The following is a 15,573-nucleotide window of genomic DNA, read 5'->3' on the forward strand; positions in this document are numbered from 1 at the left end:
CCCGCCCCGGTGCCCCGGGCCCCCCCCGGGGCGCCCCCCGGGGGGCCCGGCCCCCGGGGGGGGGGGGGGTGGGGGGGGGGGGGGGGGGGGGGCCCGGCCCCCCCCCCCCCCGCCCCGCCGATGCGAGGGACGGAGCCCGCCGCACCAGGCCCGCCGGCGCGAGGGGCCGGGACGGACGTACGTGATCAGGCACCGGTCCGCGTGTCCTGGGCCGTGCCGGGGATGAGGGACCGCCGGACCTCTTCCTCGATGAGGTTCCAGATGTGGTCGACATAGCCGGTGAACCTCTCCCCGCGCTTGGTGTGCAGATCGCGGGGGCGGGGGATGTCGATGCGGATCTCCTCACGGATGCGCCCGGGGTGGGCGGCCATCACGATCACCCGGTCGGCGAGCAGTACGGCCTCGTCGAGCTGGTGCGTGATGAACACCACGGTCTTGCGCTGCTTCGTCCAGATGTCGAGCAGCTCGGTCTGCATCACCTCGCGGGTCTGCGCGTCGAGGGCGGCGAAGGGCTCGTCCATCAGCAGCAGGGTCGGGTCCACCGCGAGGGCGCGGGCCAGGTTGACCCGCTGGCGCATGCCGCCGGAGAGCTGGTGCGGGTAGTGGTTCTCGAACCCGCGCAGCCCGACGAGCTCGATGCACTCCCTGCTCCGCGCGTCCGTCTCCGCCGAGCGACGGCCGCGGACGTCCAGGCCGAAGCGGACGTTCGCGAGCACGGTCCGCCACGGGTAGAGGGAGTCCTGCTGGAATACCACCGCCATGTCGCCGTGGCGGGGATGCGCCGTACGCCCGGACACGCGCACCTCGCCGGCCGACGGCGCGATCAGCCCGTCGATGGTCTTGAGCAGCGTGGTCTTGCCGCAGCCGCTCGCGCCGACGACGCAGACGAACTCCCCGTCCTCGACGGTGAGGCTGACACCGTCGAGGACCGTGGTGAAGGCGCCGCCGACCTCGTAGCCGACCGACAGCCCGTCGATCTCCAGCAGCGGCGACGCCCCCGGCGGGAGGGGAGCTTCGATGGGGTTCTGGCCGCCGGCGGGGCGACGGCGGAAGGACCGGAGCATACGGCTTCCTCTCTCGAACTCGGCTCCCGGAGCGGCCGGGCACGGCCGATGTCAGTCGCGGGCATCCTGGGAGAAAGAGCGGGCGTCGACGGCGGCGAGGGATTCCAGGGCGAGTCCGTGGGCGAGACCGAACTGCAGCTCGCGGCGGATCAGCATGGTGAGGCACGCGCGGGTGTAGCGGAGCATGAGCGTGGTGTTGGCGGCGAGCTCGCGGGCGAGCTCCCAGGCCCGGTCGAGCAGCCGGTCCGGCGGCAGCACCTCCGCCACCAGGCCGAGTTCCAGGGCTTCGCGGGCGCCGATGGTGCGCCCGGTGAGCAGGAAATGCCGGGCCCTGTTCATGCCCAGGAGCCACGGCCAGACGACGTGGACGCCGTCGCCGGGCACCACCCCGGCGACGACGTGCTGGTGGTCGGCGAAGACGGCGGTCTCCGAGGCGAGGACGATGTCGGAGAGGAGGGCGAGCTCGGCGTGCTCGGTGGCCGGGCCGTTCACCGCGGCGATGATCGGCACCTCGATGTCGAGCAGGTCGAAGAGCATGTGCCGCCCCTCGTGCGCCACCCGGTCCCAGCCCTGCGGGGTGGTGTTGCGCTTCTCGAAGGCCATCTCGGTGAGGAAGTCGGGGCCGCTGCCGGTGAGGATGACGACGCGGTTGTCCGGGTCGGTGGCGATCTGCCGGAACGCCTCGGGCAGTTCGCGGTGCGCCCGCTCCGACCACTTCAGCGATCCGCCGTCGGTGTGCAGGGTCACCTGGAGGATGCCGTCCTCCCGCGCCATCCGCACGTCGCCGAAGCGGTCCCGGTACTCCTCGAACCTGCTCACCGCCCCTCCTCCCCGGGCCGCCGGCCGTCGGGCGCCCACGGCTGGTAGCCGGGTTCCAGCGGCACCTGGAAGGTGTCCATCAACATGGTCAGCGCCCGCCAGATCGCGATGACGTAGCAGATCTCGACCACCTCGCCGTCGTTCGCGAGCACCTCCTTCAGGTCGCCCAGGGTCTTCTCGGAGACCCGGTCGTCGCGGGCCATCTCGTCGACCGCGCGCATCACGGCGCGTTCTGCGGGCCCGAATCCTTCGTACGCCGCGCCCTCGCGCACGCCGAGCACGTCGGCAGGCCGCTTGCCCGGCAGGTCGACGTCGACGGTCGGCGCGTAGTGGTGCGCCCACAGGTACGTGGAGCCGGTCACCCAGGCCACGCGCATGATCGCGAGCTCGCGCAGCCGGGTCGCCTCGGGCCTGCGGGTCAGTCTCCCTTCCCAGAGGATGCGGTCGTTGATCTCGTTCTCGACGCGGGCGGACTGCGGCGAGTTCAGCAGCAGCCGGTAGAAGAAGATGCGCGACATCTCCTCGCGCATGCCCGCCTCGACGGCGATCCGCGCCGCCTCCTCGACGGGGAGCATCGGGATCAGGCCCTGGGGTTCGTCGGTCGGCATAGCCGTGGTCTCCCTGTCGTGGGTGCGGGTCATCCCTGGCCTGACTGCCAGGGGGCGACCCGCCGTTCCAACCATTCGAAGATCTTGACGAGCAGCACGCCGGTGACGGAGAAGATGAGCACCCCGGCGAGCAGCACGTCGGTCTGGAAGTACTGAGAGGACACGAGGATCCGGTAACCGAGGCCGCTCTGGGAGCCGAAGAGCTCGCCGACGACGACGCCGATGAGCCCACGCCCGATGCCCATGCGGATGCCGGCGACCAGGAACGAGACGGAGGTCGGGAACCGGACCATGGTGAACAGCTGCAGGCGGCTCGCGCCGAACGACCGCGCCGCCTCCAGGTGCTGGGGGTCCGTCGCCCGGATGCCGGCGTCGGTGTTGATCGCGATGGGCAGGACGACGAGCATGAACACCAGCAGCACGGTCTTGGTCTCGCCGATGCCGAACCAGAGGATGAACAGCGGCGCGAGCGCGACGAGCGGGGTCGCGTACAGCCCGTTGATGAGCGGGTCGATGTAGTCCTTGGCGCGGCGGCTGGTGCCGAGGAGCAGCCCGAGCAGCACCCCGGCCACGAGCCCGGCGCCGAACCCCTTGAGGAACTCGTCCGCGCTGACGAGCAGGTCCTGCTGGAGCGTCCCGTCCGCCCACATCGTGCCGACCGCCTGGACGGTGCTGATCGGCCCGGCCAGGAAGAGCGGGTTGGCGACGAGATACTCGGCCGCGACATGCCAGACCACGAGGAAGCCGGCGAAGCTGACGACGGCCCGGTAGCCGCGCCATCGGCGGCCGGAGCCCTTCCGCCGGCGCGGCCCCGGCGCGGGGGGCGTGGTGGTGTGCCGCGCCCGCCGCTCGCGGGAGGTCACGCCGCTCATGCCGCCGTCTGGCCCTCGGGAAGCAGGCCCTTGGGGCCCGGGCCGTTCTTCACCGAGTCGGGGAGTTCGTCGAAGGCGGCCTTGACGTGGGAGTTCTCGATCAGTCCCGCGATGTCGGACGGCACGGAGGCGTCCAGGGAGCCGCCGGACTTCATCAAGGAGATCGTCCGGGGGATCACCTCGTCGGCGATGACGCCGTCGCGCGGGTACGCCCCGGAGGTCACCCAGGTGTAGGAGGCTTCGGCGACGTCCGGCTCGACCTGCGCGTTCTTGGCCAGCAGGTCGATCACCCGGTCCTTGTTCGCCGGGTCGTAGAGGAAGGCGATGGAGGCGAGATAGCCCTTGAGGAAGGCGCGCGTGGCGTTGGGGTGCTCGGCGACCCAGTTCTTCAGGGCGATGATGCCGAAGAAGGACAGGTCCTGGTATTCGGGCACCTGCTGCAGGTCGTACAGGATCTTGTAGCCCTGCCGTTCCAGCAGCGTGGACGTGGGCGGCAGCACCGCGATGCACTTGATCTGGCCGGACTGCAGGGCGGCGAGGGCGGGGCCGGCGTTGAGGTTGACGTTCGTGAGCTTGAAGTCGGCGCCCACCTTCAGCTTGCCGCCGTGCTCCATCATCTTCGACAGGTAGAGGGCGTCGCCGATCCCCTCCGGGTTCTGCGCGCCGCACGTCGCGCCCCTGAGGTCCTCGAAGGACCGGACCTCCTTGGGCACGACCAGATACTCGGGGTACGACCGGTAGCCCTCGGCGACGGCGATGACGCGCGGGTCCTTCTGGTGGGCGAGGACGACGGCGTCGTACACGGTGGAGGTGAACTGCACCGAGCCGCCGATCATGGCGGCGAGCGCGTTCGGGCTGGACTGCGAGTAGATCATCGACACGTCCAGGCCGTGCTCCCTGAAGATGCCGAACTCGACGCCGACCTGGATGGCCCAGTTGCCGGCGTTGGCGGTGACGCCGCTGAAGGTCACCTTGTCCACCTCGGGCCCGGCGGCGCCCGCCGTGCTCGTCTCGGGAGTGGCGGCGGGGGGTTCGCCGGCGCCGCACGCTCCGGCTGTCACCAACAGGACTGTCGCGGCGAGGATCCGAAGGGCACGGGCGGCACGGGCGGCACAGGTGGGGGGCATCGAAACTCCTAGGCGGGATTCGCGTGCGTTGCTCGACCTCACCCGAACGCCGTTATCGGCCTCGTTACCGGCGCGCGGGCGGGGGCGGACGATCGGGGCGGCCACGGCGGAGTGGCCTGCGGCGACTCCGTTACCGGGCCGCCGCGACAGGTCACGGGGCGGGTTCCTCGGCCGGGTCCTCGGCGGGGACGAGAGGGAGGACGAGCGCCGACGGGTGGCGGTCGTCGTGGACGACGGTCTGCCGCGCGGGGCGCAGGTCCTCGGGCGCGGTGGCGGTGCCGTCCTCGGTGCCGGCGTGGCGGTCGTACTTGGGGAACGAGCTGCTGGAGACCTCCAGCCGGATCCGGTGGCCCGGCAGGAAGACGTTGCCGGTGGCGATCAGGTCGACTTCGACGCGGACCGGCCCGGACCCGGCGGCGGCGACCTCCGCCGCGGTCACCCGCCGGATGCCGTCGCAGAGCAGGAACGCCCGGCCGTCGGGGTGGACGTCGACGAGCTTCGCCGTCACGTCCGTGGCGGGGGCGCTGGTGACCAGGTGCAGGACGGCGTGGACGGGGCCGATCACCTCGACCGGGCCGGTCAGCGGGTCGCTGCTGTAGACGAGGACGTCGTCGCGGTCCTCGATCGCGCTCTGGTCCATCGGGCCGGAGTTCGCCGCCGGGTTGGGCAGGTAGGTCGCGCCGCCGCGGGTGGGCACGGGGTCGCGCGGGTCGTACCGGAACGTGTCGGGCGGCTGCGGCCCCTCGGGAGGTGTGCGGGACAGGCGGCCGTCGCCGTGGCGCGAGTTGGCGGCTCCCCCGCTGTGCAGATACCAAGGGGTGGCGCGGGCGCGGGCGAGCGGCCACTCCCGCTCGTCGCGCCACTCGTCCACGCCCATGACGAACACGCGCACCGGCGGCAGCTCGGGACCGCCGGCGCCGGACAGATGCTGGGCGAACCAGGCGAGCTGCAGTCCTTCCATGTCGATCGCGGCGGGGAAACGCCGCTCGGGGCCGCAGGCGTCGCCGAACAGGGCGGGCGACCACTGCGTCCACGGGCCGATGATCAGGCGCTGCCGTTCGGCCGCCGGGCCGCCCGCGGCCTTGATCGCCTCGTACGCGGCCAGGTTGCCGTCGAGGTGGACGTTGTACCAGCCGGCGACGTGCAGCACGGGCAGGTCGGTCGCGGAGAGCGCGTCACGGGCGCTGAGCGCGTGCCAGTACGGGTCGCCGGGCGGGTGGGCGAGCCATTCGCGGTAGTGCGGGGCGATGCCGTCCAGGGCCGGCGCGTCCGTCAGCGGCAGCCTCCCGAAGGCGGCGTCCGGGTCGCGCAGGGCGCCGGCGAGCGCCCGCGCCGTGTCCTGGTGCGCGGCGGCGCCGTCGCGGGCTGTCGCGCGGCGGAGCTGGTCGGGGGCGAGGTTCGCCAGGCTCCACCACAGGTTGAAGCCGAGCTGGAACGCGCCGCCGCGCCAGACCCAGCCGCTGTCGTACTCGGACGCGGTGAAGTGCGGCACGATCGTGCGCAGCGCGGGCGGCCGGCGGCGCAGCGCCTGCCACTGCGGGACGCCGTTGTTCGACGCCCCGTACATGCCGACCTGGCCGCTCGACCACGGTTGCGCGGCGGCCCAGCCGACGCACGCGGCGGCGTCCTCGCCTGAGCCGGCGAACGGGCGGAACGGCTCGTCGCCGCCGGAGCGGAACCGGCCGCGGGCGTCCGCCACGACGACCACGAAGCCGTGGTCGACCGCCCGCTCGGGGTTGATCACGCCGTAGACGGAGGCCCAGTTCGCCTTGTCGTAGGCGGTGTACTGGAGCAGCACCGGCCGCGGCCCCGCCGCCGGGTCGCGGTACACGTCGGCCCGGAGCACGACGCCGTCGGGGAGCGGGATCGGCACGTCCCGCTCGCGCAGGATCGCCGGGCGCATCAGGATTCCCCCGCGCGCTCCACGCGGGTCTCCAGCGCGCCGAGCCCGTCGATCTCCAGCCGGATGACGTCGCCCGGCTTGATCCAGCGGTCGATCTCGATCCCGGCGCCGGTGCCGACCGTCCCGGAGCCGAGCATGTCGCCGGGCAGCAGCGTCTCCCCCGCCGAGGCGTGCGCCACGATCTGCTCGATGGACCAGTGGATCGACCCGGCGGAGCCCCGCGACCACAGCTCGCCGTTGACGAAGGCCCGCATGCCGGCCTCGAAGGGGCGGGGGATCTCGTCGGCGGTGACGAGGTACGGCCCGGTGGCGCAGCCGCGGTCGAAGCCCTTGGTCTTGGCCGGGCCGACCGCGGTGCCCATCTCGCGGCGCTGCACGTCGCGGCAGGACAGGTCGTTGAAGATGGTGAGCCCGGCGATGTGGTCCCAGGCCCGCTCGGGCGGGATGTCCCGGCCGCTCCTGCCGATGACGATCGCGAACTCCAGCTCGTAGTCGAGCTTCTCGGTGTACGCCGGCCACTGTCCGACCTCGTCAGGGCCGAACACCGACGCGCTGCGGGTCACGTAGTGGGAGGGCGCCTCGTACCACGCCGGCGGGACCTCCCTGCCCAGGTTGCGCAGGGCGTTGACCATGTGGTCCTCGAAGGCGAAGAAGTCGCGCAGCGCCGGCGGGCGGTCGACGGGGGCGAGCAGGCGGACCGCCTCGCGCGCGTGGGCGTGCGGGCCGAGCGGGCCGGTCTGCCGCCGCGCCGCCTCAGGGTCGCCGAGCGCGCCGAGGAGCCGCTCCGCCTCACGCTGGGCGCGTCCGCCGGAGCCGAGCAGGGCGACCGTGCTCCCCGGGAAGGTGGCGCGGGCGAGCTCCGCGGCGCGGCCGGGCTCGCCGCCGTCGGCGACGATCTCGGAGGCCAGCAGCGCGGCGAGGTCGACGATGACCGGCGCGTCGAGCGCCCCCACCGCGGCCCCCGCGCGCACCTCCGCGTCCGGCCAGCCGTGCGGCGTGAAGCGGCAAATCCTCATCTGGAACCCTCCGTAGATCATGGCCGGCTGCCGGGTTTGTCGTGCGGCAGGTTCTATTTCCGAGGCCGTTACTCCCTCATTAACGGCGGCGCGGAACGGCCCGGTAACTGCGCGCCCGTTGGATGACGGCGAAGGATTCTGTCAGCCAGCTGCTGAGGAGCGAGATTTTGAGTGTCAAGGCGATCGTGCAGCTCTATCCGGTCATTCCGGCCGAAGGCGGTGCCGCTGGGCGTGCCGCCCGGCGCCCGCTCGGGCGGGATCGGGACGAGTTCCAGAAGGTGATGCGGGACTGGGCGAGGATCGCCAAGGCCGCCGAGGACCTGGGTTACTGGGGCATCGCCGGGATCGAGCATCATTTCCACTCCGAGGGCTACGAGGTGGCCCCGTCGCCCGGCGTGGTGAACGCGTGGCTCGCGGCGCACACGAGCCGGATCAACGTCGGCACCAACGGCTACGTGCTCGGCACCCATGACGCGATCCGCGTCGCCGAGGAGTGCGCGATGCTCGACCACATGCTCGAAGGCCGGTTCTGGGCCGGGGTCAGCCGCGGCTACCAGTCCCGCTGGACCGACGTGCTGGGCCAGCACCTGGGCACCCCGGCGACGCTCTCCGACGGCGGCTCCGCCGACAAGGAGAACCGCGTCATCTTCGAGGAGCAGGTCGAGCTGATGCTCAAGGCCTGGACCGAGGACTCCTTCGACTTCAACGGCGCCAAGTACCAGGTCCCGTTCCCGTACGACGCCGGCATCACCACCTATCCGGCCACCGACACCGCGTCGCTGATGGGCGCGGTGGACGAGGTCGACGAGAACGGCGTCATCCGGAAGATCTCGGTCACGCCGCCGCCGTACCAGCGGCCGCACCCGCCGGTGTTCGTGGCGTCGTCGAGCTCGGAGGAGTCGATCCGGTACTGCGCGCGCAACGGCTTCGTCGTCACCAGCTTCTCCCCCGCGGCCAAGACCGAGGAGTTCGCGAAGATCTACGTCGACGAGGCCGCCAAGGTGGGCCACCCGGTGCCGCTCGGCGCGAACCAGGCGCCCGTGCGCTGGCCGCACGTCACCGAGTCCGCGGCGGCGTACGACCAGGCCCTGCGCGACTACGACGCGGACATGTTCGAGAACTTCTACGCGAAGTTCTTCAAGAAGAAGATGCCGGTGAACGGCGACGTCGTGCAGGCCATCAAGGACTCCGGCCTGTTCCTCGGCGGCACCGTCGACCAGGCGAAGGCGCAGTTCGCCGCCGAGTGGGAGCAGGTCCCGTACGAGTACTCCGTGCTGATCTGGCACTGGGCGCAGCAGCCGACCGACGACCTGATCCGCGAGATGGAGCTGATGGCCACCAAGGTCTACCCGGAGATCGGCGGCCTGTCCGGCCCGCAGGAGCGTCCGCGGGCGCAGTGGGCCACCACCTGACCCGCCCGGCGCGCCGGCCCGCGCCTGTCGCGCGGCGGCGGGCGCGCCGGGTAACGCCATCCGTAATGCAACCGCTTGTACTGTACTGACCAGAGAGAACCGCACGGCCCCGGCCGCGCGTTGTCATACCGTTCCATGAGGAGTCGCCGTGTTCGAGTTCTTCCCGGGCGACCACGTCCGGTCGTCGAGCGTGAACCTGGCCCTGATGGCCGGCGGCTCGCTCGCCGACATCGGGCGCTGGCTCGGCCCGCTCCGGGACACGCCGGAGGCGGGCCTGGACGCCTGGGCGGCCGCCTGGGCGGGCATGGCGCACCAGCAGGAGGCGCTCGCCGCTGGCGACGTCCGCGCCGGATACCTGGCGGCGGCCGGCCGGCGGTATCTGCGCGCGTCGGTGTACCACGCGACCGCCCAGCGGCAGATCCCGCCGGGGCCGACGAAGTCGGAGAGCTACGCCGCGTCCCTGCAGGCCTTCGGGAACGCCATGGACTGCGGGGCCCTGCCGCTGGTGCGCGTCCACGTCGACTCCCCCGACGGCACGCTGCCCGGCTACCTGATCGCGCCGGACGCCGCCGACCCGCGGCCGGTGGTCATCGTGTACGGCGGGCTCGACCTGACCAAGGAGATGCTCTACGCCACCGTGGGCGCCGCGTTCGCCCGCCGGGGCATCACCTGCCTGGTCATCGACACCCCCGGCACCGGGGAGCTGATCCGGCTGCGCGGCGTGCCGTCCCGCCCCGACTACGAGGTGCCGACCGCGGCCATCATCGACCACCTCCAGGCCCGCCACGACGTGGACGCGCGGCACGTCGCCGTGCTCGGCGTCAGCTTCGGCGGCTACTACGCGGCCCGCTCGGCGGCGTTCGAGCCGCGGGTCTCGGCCTGCGTCTCGTGGGCGGGCAGCTGGGACTGCGGCGCGCTCTGGCGGCGGCGCTGGGACGAGGCCGAGGCCGAGCCGACGTCGTGGTTCCTGCCCTGGGTGACGGGCACCGGCACGATCGAGGAGGCGCTGGAGCGGCTGGAACTGTGGACGCTGGCCGACGTCTGGCCTCGGGTGACGCAGCCGCTGCTGATCGTGCACGGCGAGAACGACAGGGAGATCCCGGTCGCGGACGCGCGCCGCGCCTTCGAGGCCGCGGGCTCCGCCGACAAGCGGCTGCACGTCTTCGCCGCCGCCGACGGGGGCGCCGAGCACATCCAGTCGGACGACCCCGCCCCCGCCCTCGACCTGATCGCCGAGTGGCTCTCCCTGCGCATGCCGGTGCTGCCGGAGCCGCCGGTGCCCGCGCTCGCCTGAGCGCCCCGGACACGCGGAAGCCGGGAGGGGAATCCCCTCCCGGCTTCCGCGTTCCCGGGGAGCGGCTCAGGTGGCCGCCGGCCGCCAGAACGGCAGCGACGCCTCCTCGTTCAGCGGGACGAACTCGACCTCGACCCGCATCCCGATGCGCACCTCGTCGACCTCGCAGCCGATCACGTTGCCCATGATGCGGGGGCCCTCGTCGAGCTCGACGACGGCGACCGCGTACGGGGTCCACTGGTTGAACGGGTAGGCCCCCTGCTGGCGCACCACCGAGAAGGTGTGCACGGTGCCCCGGCCCTCCGTGGTGAGCCAGCCGGGCGTGTCACCGCACTCGACGCAGATCTGGCGAGGGTAGAACTGGCGGTGGCCGCAGCCGGGGCATTCCTGGACTAGCAGCTCGCCGCGGAGGGTGGCCTCCCAGTACGGGCGGCCGGCCGCGTCGAGCAGCGGGACCGGCCGGCCCTCCGTCGGCGGGGTGGTCACGTTCGTCATGCCTTGTCCTTTCCGAGTATCACGGTGCCCATCGCCGACAGCCAGCCGCCCGAGCCGCACGCGAGGGCCACCTCGGCGCCCGCCACCTGGGCGTCGCCGGCCTGGCCGCGCAGCTGCCTGGTGGCCTCGATGAGCAGGAAGATGCCGCGCATGCCGGGGTGGCAGGAGCTGAGCGCGCCGCCGTCGGTGTTCATCGGGAGGCTGCCCCCGAGCTGGAGCGCGCCGGAGGCGGCGAACGGGCCGCCCTCGCCCTTCTTGCAGAAGCCCAGGTCCTCCAGCATGAGCAGCGCGGTGATGGTGAAGCTGTCGTAGAGCTGTACGGTGTCGACGTCGTCGGGGGTGAGACCGGCCTGCGCGAACGCCTCCTTGCCGCTGCGCTCGGCCGCGGTGCGGGTGTAGTCGGGCATCTGGCTGATGTTCCAGTGGGTCTGGGCCGACGCCGCGCCGAGGATGTGGACCGGGGGCTGGCGCAGGTCGCGGGCGCGCTCGGCGGTGGTGACGATCACCGCGCCGCCGCCGTCGGAGACGACGCAGCAGTCGAACAGGTGCAGCGGGTCGGCGATCATGCGGGAGTTGACGACGTCCTCGACCGTCAGCGGCTTGCGGTACTGGGCGTTGGGGTTGAGCCCGGCGTGCGTGCGGCAGGCCACGGCGATCGCGGCCAGCTGCTCGGAGGTGGTCCCGTACTCGTGCATGTGCCGCTGGGCGGCCATCGCGTACGCGCCGATCAGGGTGTTGCCCCAGGGCGCCTCGTACTGCAGCACGCCCGCGACCTGCTCGCCCGGCTTCTTGGCGCCGAAGCCGGGGTTGGTGCCCGACTTGGTGTACAGGTCGGAGCCGTAGACGATGAGCACGGTCTCGCACAGGCCGGCTTCGATCGCCGCCTTCGCGTGCTGGACGTGCAGCTCGAAACTGGAGCCGCCGACGGCGGTGCCGTCGAAGTACCGGGGGTTGATGCCCAGGATCTCCGCCATGGTGCCGGCGTTGTCCGGCTGGGCGAAGTCGCCCTGGGCGCACATGAACCCGTCGATGTCGCTCTTGCGCAGGCCGCTGTCGGCGAGCGCCCGCTGGGTGGCGAGCACGTGGTGCCCGACCGCGTCGAGGTGCGGTGCCTTGGGGTAATCGCTCAGGCCGATGCCGGCGATCACTGGCGTACGGTCAGCCATGGATGTGTTGTCTCCTCGGATGCGCGAAGGGATGACGCGCCGCCTGCGGGCGGCGCGCCCGCGGTGTCAGGTCGAAGGGCGGGGTTCGCGGGGCAGGCCCAGGATGCGCTCGGCCATGATGTTGCGCATGATCTCGTCGGTGCCGCCGGCGATGCGCCGGGACGGCGCGCTGAGCGCGAGCTCGGCCCAGACGTAGGTGCCCCACTCGCCGGTGTCGGCCGTCATGCGCGGGCCGAGCACGCGGCCGGCGAGCTCGCCGATGGCGCGGACGTTCTCCGAGTCCATCAGCTTGATGATCGAGGCCTCGGCCCCCGGCTCGCCGCGGCCGGCGGCGCGGGCGGCGGTCCACCGGATCACGTCCCGCCGGATCGCGATCCGCGCGAACTCCTGGCGGATGTGCGGGTCGCCGTCGAGGCCGAAGTGCTGGATGAGACCGAGCAGCCGCTCGACCGGGTCGGTGGCGGGCGAGGCGGTGCGGTAGCCCATCGACGCCCGCTCGTTGCCGAGCGTGGTCATCGCCACCTTCCAGCCGTCGCCCGGCTTGCCGAGCACGTGGCTGTCGGGCACGAAGACGTCGTCGACGAACACCTCGTTGAACGCCTCGCCGCCGGTGAGCTGGCGCAGCGGGCGGACCTCGACCCCCGGATCGTGCATGTCGACCATCAGCATGGTGAGCCCGGCGTGCTTGGGCGCGTCCGGGTCGGTGCGGACGAGCATCTCGCCGATGTCGCTGTAGTGACCGCCGGAGGTCCACACCTTCTGCCCGGAGACCCGCCAGCCGTCGCCGTCGCGGACTCCCCTGCTCTTCACGCCGGCGAGGTCGGAGCCGGCCTCGGGCTCGGAGAAGAGCTGGCAGGCGAGGAGGTCCGCCCGGTACAGCGCCCGCAGGTACCTCTCCTTCACCTCCGGCGTGCCCCAGGCGAGCAGCGTCGGGGCGACGATGTGGTGGCCGACGATGAAGCAGGCCTCGGACGGCAGTTCGTAGTCGGCCGCGACCTCGTCGAACAGCTCCTGGTAGCGCTGGTCCCGGCCGGCCCCGCCGTACGCCACGGGGCCGGTGAGCCAGCCGAAGCCGGCGTCGAACAGCTCGCGGCGGAAGGCCACCGCGGCCGCGACCATGCTCAGCTCCTCCTCGCGGGTCGGTTCCGCGCCCGCGCTGAGCTCGTCGGGACCGTTGCCCCAGCCCTCCTCCCATTCCGGCAGGGGCTTGGCGTGGGTGTCGAGGAAGGCCCGGACGGCGTCCTGGAACGCGGTCTCGTCCGGGTTCCGGCGCTGGTCGTTCACGATTGCTCCCGAAGCAGGCGGTGGAGCACCTTGCCGCTGGCGTTCTTGGGCAGGGTCTCGGTGTGGACGCGGATGTGGTCGGGCACCTTGTACTTGGCCAGGCGCTCGCGGCAGAACCGCTGGAGCTCCTCCGGCGTGGCCTCGGTCCCCTCGGCGAGCACGACGTGGGCCCGCACGGTCTCGCCCCAGTGCGGGTCGGGGACGCCGACCACGGCGCACTCCACCACACCGGGGTAGGCGAACAGGGTGGTCTCGATCTCCAGCGGGTAGACGTTCTCGCCACCCCGGATGATCATGTCGTCCTTGCGGCCGGCGAGGTAGAGATAGCCGTCCTCATCGAGGTAGCCGAGGTCGCCGCCCTTGAACCAGCCGCCGGAGACGACCTGGGCGGTCTTCTCCGGCTGCCCGTGATAGCCGCTCATCACCATGTCGCTGCGGGTGACGATCTCGCCGACCTCGCCCACCGGCACCTCGTTGCCGGCGGCGTCCCAGATCTGCAGGTCGATGTTGAAGCCGGGGCGGCCGACCGACCCGAGCAGGTGCGGGTGGCCGTCGAGGGCGCGCACGTGGTCCTCGGGGGTGAGCACGGTCTGCATGCCCGCCTCGGTGCCGGCGCCGAAGCCGTTGTAGAAGTCGCACCGCATGATCGACATGGCCTGGGTGAGCAGGCCGGGCGACATCGGCGCGGCGCCGTAGAAGACGGAACGCAGCGTGGCGAAGTCGTCCGGTCTCACATCCGGCTGCCGGAGCAGGGCGCTGATCATGGTGGGGACGAGGAACACGTCGGTGAGCCCTTCGCGGCACCACCGCAGCAGTTCCGCCGGATCCCACTGGGGGACGATCAGGGACGCCGAGCTGCGGCAGATCGCGTTGAGCACGAGGCTGAGCCCGGCGACGTGGTAGAGCGGGGACGCCGAGTAGCGGAACTCGTCCCGCAGGAAGCGGTACTCCAGGACCGCGTTGGAGACCATCGTCTTCCACATGCGGTGCGACTGCATGACGCCCTTGGGCAGGCCGGTCGTGCCGCTGGTGTAGGCGAGCGCGACGATGTCCTCGTCGTCGACGACCGCCTCCCGCGGCGCGCCTCCGGCCCCGCGCCGGAGCACCTCCTCGAAGGGCGTCGTGCCCTCGCTCCCGCCGAAGCCCACGACGTGGTCGAGATGCTCCAGGTCGTCCCTGGCCGCCAGCACGTCCGGCGCGTACCGGTCCCCGACGAAGATCCAGGACGCCTCGGAGCTGCGCAGCAGCGTCGTGATCTCCGCGGGTGACAGCCGGAAGTTGAGCGGGACCGCGACCGCCCCGAGCTTGAACAGGGCGAGGAAGGTCTCCACGTACTCCGGCGAGTCGGTGTCGAGCACGGCGACCCGGTCCCCCTGCGCCAGGCCCATCGCCTGCAGACCGGAGGCGAGCCGGTGCACCCGGTCGCGCACCTCGGCGAACGTGCGCGTGCCTGACGGGGTGACGAAGCAGTCCCGGTGCGGCGAGCGCTTGGCCGCCATGTCGATCCACTCGCCGATCTGCGTCCTCGACAGGCGCCGCCCGGTCAGGGAGGCCGGGCGGAGGCGCTGCGCGGTCATCTCACTTCCCCAGCATCTCGGCGAGCAGGGTCATCTCGGCCATGCTGTTCTCCGGCACCACGTAGCCGGCGTCGTCGAAGATCTCGGTCAGGTTGTCGCGGACGTCCTCGGCGGTCAGGTCGCCGTTCAGGTATCCGCGGGTGACGCCGACGAACACGCGCGCCACGCGCCCGCCTCCCGCGCTGAGGATCTCGCCGGACGGCTCGCAGGAGTCGTGGCACAGGTACGCGACCACCGCCGAGACCAGCGCGGGGTCCAGGTGGTCCGCGAGCGGGTTGTCGAAGCCCTCGGTCATGCGGGTCTGCGCCACCGGGCCGATCGCGTTCGCCTTGATGTCGTACTTGCGGCCCTCGATCGCGAGCACCTTGATCAGGCCGACCAGGGCGAGCTTCGCCGCGGCGTACGACGACTGGCCGAAGTTGCCGAAGAACCCGGCCGACGACGAGGTCACCACGACCCGCCCGAACCCCTGCTCCCTGAAGTGCGCCCAGGCCGGGCGGGTGACGTTGAACGCGCCCTTCAGGTGCACGTCGAGCACCGGGTCCACGTCGTCGGTGCTGGTGTTGTGGAAGGTCTTGTCGCGCAGGATGCCCGCGTTGTTCACGATGACGTCGACCCGGCCGAACGCGGACAGCGCCGTGTCGATCACGGCCTGGCCGCCGGCCACGGTGGCGACCGAGTTCGTGTCGGCCACCGCGATGCCGCCGAGCTCCTCGATCTCCTTGACCACGATCGCCGCGCGGTCCTGCTCCACCCCGTCCCCGGACAGGGACGTGCCCATGTCGTTGACGACCACCTTCGCACCGCGGCGCCCGAGTTCGAGAGCGTGGGCCCGGCCGAGCCCTCCACCTGCTCCCGTGATGACGGCGACACGACCGTCGAAGCTGAGATCCACGGCAATTTCCTCCTTCTCGGGGCGGGGCACGCACCGGCGTC

General features: G+C 72.1%; 14 protein-coding genes. 2 read left to right on the plus strand and 12 right to left on the minus strand.

All coding sequences use genetic code 11. The features are described from left to right. Positions 1–185: 185 nt before the first annotated feature. From ACIBF7_RS14365 to ACIBF7_RS14395, 7 genes are all read right to left on the minus strand, one after another. Positions 186–1,064, minus strand: coding sequence for an ABC transporter ATP-binding protein (locus tag ACIBF7_RS14365; protein ID WP_345482679.1), 879 nt, complete (start codon positions 1,062–1,064; stop codon positions 186–188). Between the two features lie 51 nt (positions 1,065–1,115). Then, positions 1,116–1,883, minus strand: coding sequence for an enoyl-CoA hydratase/isomerase family protein (locus ACIBF7_RS14370; protein ID WP_345482680.1), 768 nt, complete (start codon positions 1,881–1,883; stop codon positions 1,116–1,118). Then, on the minus strand, positions 1,880–2,491 hold the full coding sequence (locus tag ACIBF7_RS14375) for a carboxymuconolactone decarboxylase family protein (RefSeq protein ID WP_219548122.1): 612 nt from the start codon (positions 2,489–2,491) through the stop codon (positions 1,880–1,882). Before ACIBF7_RS14375 ends, ACIBF7_RS14370 begins: the two co-directional genes overlap by 4 nt. Before the next feature lie 29 nt (positions 2,492–2,520). Then, on the minus strand, positions 2,521–3,363 hold the full coding sequence (locus ACIBF7_RS14380) for an ABC transporter permease (protein WP_271279437.1): 843 nt from the start codon (positions 3,361–3,363) through the stop codon (positions 2,521–2,523). Further along, positions 3,360–4,424 (minus strand): ABC transporter substrate-binding protein, encoded by a 1,065-nt coding sequence (locus ACIBF7_RS14385; RefSeq protein ID WP_397197260.1) that lies wholly within the window; start codon positions 4,422–4,424, stop codon positions 3,360–3,362. Before ACIBF7_RS14385 ends, ACIBF7_RS14380 begins: the two co-directional genes overlap by 4 nt. A 217-nt stretch (positions 4,425–4,641) precedes the next feature. After that, positions 4,642–6,393: a CocE/NonD family hydrolase gene (locus tag ACIBF7_RS14390; RefSeq protein WP_397197261.1), complete on the minus strand. Its 1,752-nt coding sequence runs from the start codon at positions 6,391–6,393 to the stop codon at positions 4,642–4,644. Beyond that, entirely contained in the window at positions 6,393–7,409 is a 1,017-nt protein-coding gene (locus ACIBF7_RS14395) for a fumarylacetoacetate hydrolase family protein (RefSeq protein ID WP_397197262.1), read from the minus strand. The genes ACIBF7_RS14390 and ACIBF7_RS14395 overlap by 1 nt, the downstream gene beginning before the upstream one ends. Positions 7,410–7,576: 167 nt before the next feature. Between ACIBF7_RS14395 and ACIBF7_RS14400 the strand changes: the two genes are divergently transcribed. Continuing rightward, positions 7,577–8,821, plus strand: a complete 1,245-nt coding sequence (locus ACIBF7_RS14400; RefSeq protein ID WP_397197263.1) for an LLM class flavin-dependent oxidoreductase — start codon at positions 7,577–7,579, stop codon at positions 8,819–8,821. 148 nt (positions 8,822–8,969) lie between these two features. Further along, positions 8,970–10,115 (plus strand): S9 family peptidase, encoded by a 1,146-nt coding sequence (locus ACIBF7_RS14405; RefSeq protein ID WP_148030967.1) that lies wholly within the window; start codon positions 8,970–8,972, stop codon positions 10,113–10,115. A 66-nt stretch (positions 10,116–10,181) separates the two neighbouring features. On the opposite strand, the gene ACIBF7_RS14410 is transcribed toward ACIBF7_RS14405, so the two are convergent. The 5 genes from ACIBF7_RS14410 to ACIBF7_RS14430 all read right to left on the minus strand — a co-directional run bounded on the left by ACIBF7_RS14410 (position 10,182) and on the right by ACIBF7_RS14430 (position 15,532). Then, positions 10,182–10,610: a Zn-ribbon domain-containing OB-fold protein gene (locus ACIBF7_RS14410; protein WP_148030966.1), complete on the minus strand. Its 429-nt coding sequence runs from the start codon at positions 10,608–10,610 to the stop codon at positions 10,182–10,184. After that, a complete protein-coding gene (locus tag ACIBF7_RS14415; RefSeq protein ID WP_148030965.1) occupies positions 10,607–11,776 on the minus strand; it encodes an acetyl-CoA acetyltransferase in 1,170 nt (389 codons plus the stop codon). Before ACIBF7_RS14415 ends, ACIBF7_RS14410 begins: the two co-directional genes overlap by 4 nt. Before the next feature lie 66 nt (positions 11,777–11,842). Further along, entirely contained in the window at positions 11,843–13,060 is a 1,218-nt protein-coding gene (locus ACIBF7_RS14420) for an acyl-CoA dehydrogenase family protein (RefSeq protein WP_187281100.1), read from the minus strand. Then, on the minus strand, positions 13,057–14,637 hold the full coding sequence (locus ACIBF7_RS14425; protein WP_271279432.1) for a class I adenylate-forming enzyme family protein: 1,581 nt from the start codon (positions 14,635–14,637) through the stop codon (positions 13,057–13,059). Before ACIBF7_RS14425 ends, ACIBF7_RS14420 begins: the two co-directional genes overlap by 4 nt. Position 14,638: 1 nt before the next feature. Continuing rightward, the gene (locus tag ACIBF7_RS14430) at positions 14,639–15,532 is read right to left on the minus strand and encodes an SDR family NAD(P)-dependent oxidoreductase (protein WP_397197264.1); all 894 of its coding nucleotides are present in this window, start codon (positions 15,530–15,532) and stop codon (positions 14,639–14,641) included. Positions 15,533–15,573: the final 41 nt, after the last annotated feature.

Source organism: Nonomuraea sp. NPDC050478, from assembly GCF_044458265.1.
Lineage (GTDB): Bacteria > Actinomycetota > Actinomycetes > Streptosporangiales > Streptosporangiaceae > Nonomuraea > Nonomuraea ferruginea.

Excerpts from the sequence above, each read along its gene's own strand:
- ACIBF7_RS14375 (WP_219548122.1), bottom strand. The coding sequence starts at position 2,491 with ATGCCGACCGACGAACCCCAGGGCCTGATCCCGATGCTCCCCGTCGAG.
- ACIBF7_RS14415 (WP_148030965.1), bottom strand. The coding sequence starts at position 11,776 with ATGGCTGACCGTACGCCAGTGATCGCCGGCATCGGCCTGAGCGATTAC.
- ACIBF7_RS14395 (WP_397197262.1), bottom strand. The coding sequence starts at position 7,409 with ATGAGGATTTGCCGCTTCACGCCGCACGGCTGGCCGGACGCGGAGGTG.
- ACIBF7_RS14425 (WP_271279432.1), bottom strand. The coding sequence starts at position 14,637 with ATGACCGCGCAGCGCCTCCGCCCGGCCTCCCTGACCGGGCGGCGCCTG.
- ACIBF7_RS14410 (WP_148030966.1), bottom strand. The coding sequence starts at position 10,610 with ATGACGAACGTGACCACCCCGCCGACGGAGGGCCGGCCGGTCCCGCTG.
- ACIBF7_RS14390 (WP_397197261.1), bottom strand. The coding sequence starts at position 6,393 with ATGCGCCCGGCGATCCTGCGCGAGCGGGACGTGCCGATCCCGCTCCCC.
- ACIBF7_RS14380 (WP_271279437.1), bottom strand. The coding sequence starts at position 3,363 with ATGAGCGGCGTGACCTCCCGCGAGCGGCGGGCGCGGCACACCACCACG.
- ACIBF7_RS14365 (WP_345482679.1), bottom strand. The coding sequence starts at position 1,064 with ATGCTCCGGTCCTTCCGCCGTCGCCCCGCCGGCGGCCAGAACCCCATC.